This is a genomic window from Protofrankia sp. CiP1_Cm_nod3 (genome assembly GCF_982290655.1).
In genome coordinates this window covers 16552-20479 of the sequence record NZ_CEVIVD010000023.1, presented here as the reverse complement: position 1 = coordinate 20479, position 3928 = coordinate 16552, and the positions used below count along the sequence as shown (strand labels likewise).

The window sequence follows — 3928 nt, the reverse complement described above, 5'->3', positions numbered from 1 at the left end:
CCTGGAAGCTGCCCGGACCTCGGTCAGGGATGTGACGGGCGGACCGTCAGGACGGCGTCGGCTTGCGCTTGGCGGTCTTCGGGTCCATCCGGCGGATCAGGATGGCCGTGACGATGACGCAGATCACGCCGATCGCCACGCCGCCGGCGATGTCGATGCCGTATGCCCGCGCGGTGTGGTCGAAGAACGGGTCGTCGACGACCTTGGGGTTGAGCGGCTTGCCGTCGGGGCGATGCTCACGGGCCAGGCTGATCGCGTTCAGGTCACCGACCGAGGACAGTGCGGCGTAGCCCCAGCGGGCCGGCGCGACCAGGCTGACCTGCTCCAGGCCGGGCTTGCCGTGCACCGGCAGGATGCCGCCGCTGAACACGAGCTGCGCCATGGTGAGCAGGACGAGCAGCGGCATGGTCTTGTCCGCGTTGTCGACCAGGGCGGAGATGAGCAGCCCGAGCATGGCCGACGCCAGCGACACCACGATCACCGCGAGCAGGCACTCGAGCAGGGGGTTGCCCAGCACGACCGCTGTGTCGGGCTCCCGGCGGACCAGGCCGATCAGGGTGAACGGGATCGCCTGCAACGTCGTGATCAGGGCCAGTACGACGATCTTCGAGCCGATGTAGGCGGTCCGGGACAGCCCGATCGCCCGTTCCCGCCGGTAGATGGCCCGTTCCTTGACGATCTCCCGGACGGAGTTCGCCATCCCCATGAAACAGGCGCACAGCACCATCACCAGCAGGATCGTGCCGGCGTCCGAATTCGGTGAGCCGTCCTCGGGCAGGCCGAACCCGCCGGGGATGGCCCGTGGGATGAGCCCGAGCAGGAACGGGAAGGCGATGATCAGTCGTAGGTAGGATCTGTCGGACGCGACAACGGAGAGTGTGCGCCTACTTAACGTGACGAGCTGGGAGAGCACCGACTGCTGGCGGATGCTCGGCAGGTCCTCCGGTGCCGGACGGGCCGACGGCGCGGTCACCGACGCGGGGACGTAGTAGCGCGACTGGCGGAACCGCTCCGCCGACTCCGCGCCGGGGGTGGCCTCCAGCATCAGGAAGACGTCCGGGTAGTCCCTCTTGGTGAAGAAGGACAGGGCGTCGCGCGGCGGGCCGAAGTAGGCGACGTACCCGCCGGGCGCCAGCACCAGGACGTAGTCGCAGAGATCCAGCTGGGCGACGCTGTGGGTGACCACGACGACCGTGCGCCCGTCGTCGGCCAGCTTGCGCAGCGACTCCATGACGTTCTTGTCCATGCCCGGGTCGAGGCCGGAGGTGGGCTCGTCCAGGTAGAGCAGGGTGGGCTTGGTCAGCAGTTCCAGGGCGACGCTGGTGCGCTTGCGCTGGCCGCCGGAGAGCCTGGCCACCTGGGTGTCGGCGTGCTGGGTCAGACCGAGCTCGGCGAGGACCTCGTCCACCCGGGCACCACGCTCCTGCTTGGTGGTGTCCGGCGGGAAACGCAGCTCGGCGCCGTACTCCAGGGCACGGCGGACGCTGAGCGTGGTGTGGAGCAGGTCCTCCTGGGGGACGTAACCGATGCGGCGGCGCAGCTCGTCGTACTCGGAGTACATGTCCCGGCCGGCGTAACGCACCGCGCCCTGGTCCGCGGGGCGAAAACCGGTCAGGGCGTTGAGCAGGGTGGACTTGCCCGCGCCGCTGGGCCCGACCACCGCCAGCAGCGCCCGGCCGGGCAGCCGGAAGGTCATGTCGTGCATGAGCTGCTTCTGGCCGGCCCACACGTTCAGGCCGTCGGCCTCGAAGCTGACGTCCCCGGAGTCGATGTACTCGACGAGCTCGTCCCCGACGAGCTGGAAGACGTGGTGGCCGACGGCGATGACCGCGCCCTGCGGCACCGGCTCGCGGATGATGCGCTTGCCGTTGACGAACGTCCCGTTGGCCGACTCGAGGTCGGCGATCTCCACGTCCCCGCCGGGGGCCAGGTAGATCTCGGCGTGCCGCCGGGAGGCCAGCAGGTCGCCCACGACGATGTCGTTGTCCCGGGAACGGCCGATGGACATCCGGCCCGGGCGCAGCCGGTAGGAGGTCTGGCGCTCGTGCTCACGGTCGAGATCGTGGCTGCTCGTCTCGGCCTGGTTGCCCGACGGCTGCCGGGGCAGCTGCGGGCCGGGCTCGTAGCCGGCGGAGTCACGCAGCATCGTCGGCATCTCGAAGTGCGGGTCGGCGTAACGCGGGGGGTCGGCGTAGCCGGCGGGAGCCTCCAGCAGGACGACGACCTCCGGCCCGGTCGGGGTACCGAGCCGGAACCGGACCTCGCCGTTGACGTCGACGCTCTGCACCCGCTGGCCGTCGAGCCAGGTCCCGTTCGAGCTGATGTCCCGGACGGCCCAGCCCGCGCCGACCGGCTCGATCAGCAGGTGCCGGCGGGAGACCCGGCTGTCCGGCATCACGAAGTCGGCCGTGCGCGCGCGGCCGACGACGAACGGCTGGCCGGCGGGCACGGTGGCCACGTTGGCACCGCTGACGACTCTCAGGGTCGTCTGCACGTGTTTCCCCCTTCGGCGACCCAGGGACGGTGGCCCCCGGCAGTGCGCGAGAAGTGCGCTCGCGCCGCCATCGGCCCTCTGGGGCGGGACACAGGCCGGATGTCCCGCCGGACTGACTTCGACATGAATTTTCCGATCTTGCTGGTCGTCGGATCGTAGCGCCGCCCACCTACCTCGATCGACGATGGGTGTGCCAATCACCACGGACTGGACGCAGAGGAGCAGGCTGCGTGGGGCCAGTCATGTCCGTAGACGGCCGGCTGCCGGTGTGACGATATCCAGTACCGGCCGAGGATGACGCGCGGGCTATCCCACGTCCGTCAACTGTCGTCGATTCGACGTCACGACAGAGGGCCAGGAAAAAAGATCTTGTTTTTCGCGTGCCACCAGTGGGCCGAATCCTCACGGTCACCGAAAGCAAACGAACGGCGACCGGGATTCATGACCGAGCGCATAGCGAACGGTCACGACGAGCCGGTACGGACGGCGACCGGCGCCGGCCCGGCAGCCGGGCACGGATACCGCTCGCCGCCTTCTTCCGGCGTCCAGCCTCTTCCAGCCACCTGCCGTGGCGCGTACCGTCCGTTACGAAGCCGGTGCGGGTTCCGCGGGCAGGACCACGTTCGTCGCCGTCGCGGTGACCGAGAGACCGTCCTTGCCGGTGGCGGCCTTCTCGATCCGTAGGTTGAACGGCAGGTTGTCGATCGGCAGCGGGATCCCCGGCAGTGGGAGGCCCGGCAGCCGGAAACCAAGGATCTCGGTGGGTATCAGGGTCAGCGTGTTGTCCTGGACCCCGAAACGGGTCGCCCCGCTCAGCTCCTGGGTACCGAGGAGGCCTGTGTCGATCCTGCCGGATATGTGCACCTCCTGGCCGTCGCCGACCGGGGTGACCTTCACGTTCTGCGTTGCCAGGTAGGCGTTGAGATCGTCATAGGTGATCTGCACGTCCGCGGTCACCTTGTCGACCGGCACGTCCTTGACCTGGTCGCGGATGGCGTCCCAGAACGGCACGTGGACGCCCTGCAGCCTGGCCTTCACCTCGGTGATCCGCGGGCCGGGCGTGGGAATGTCGGTGACCGTCACCCGCAGGTCGTCGTACTTGCCGAAGACGACCTGGGTGAGGAAGGGGAAGCCACCGATCGAGACGGCGGTGACCCTGGGTGGCCTGACCCCGGGGTTGGTGCTGCTCTGCGCCACCGACGTCTCCGCCTTCGCCTTCATCTGGCTCTCGGCGATCGGCACCGCCGCGCGGTCGGCCACGACCAACAGGATGACCAGCACGACCAACGTGATGATCGGCCACCGCCGCCGGCGGCGGGATACCGGGCCCGGCGTCACGCCGGTGGGCGCGAGGGGGGGCTGGCCTCCATACGATGGACCTCCGTACTGCGCACCCGTGTACGGCGGGCTCCCGTACGGCGGGCTCCCGGGCGG

At 69.5% G+C, this 3928-nt stretch carries 2 protein-coding genes; both read right to left on the bottom strand.

Annotated elements, in window-relative coordinates:
• Window positions 1-46: 46 nt before the first annotated feature.
• Complete coding sequence (locus AC5LUJ_RS07235; protein ID WP_493464672.1) at window positions 47-2494, bottom strand: FHA domain-containing protein; 2448 nt, start codon at window positions 2492-2494, stop codon at window positions 47-49.
• 585 nt (window positions 2495-3079) lie between these two features.
• Window positions 3080-3775, bottom strand: coding sequence for an LmeA family phospholipid-binding protein (locus tag AC5LUJ_RS07230; protein ID WP_250286535.1), 696 nt, complete (start codon window positions 3773-3775; stop codon window positions 3080-3082).
• Window positions 3776-3928 lie beyond the last annotated feature (153 nt).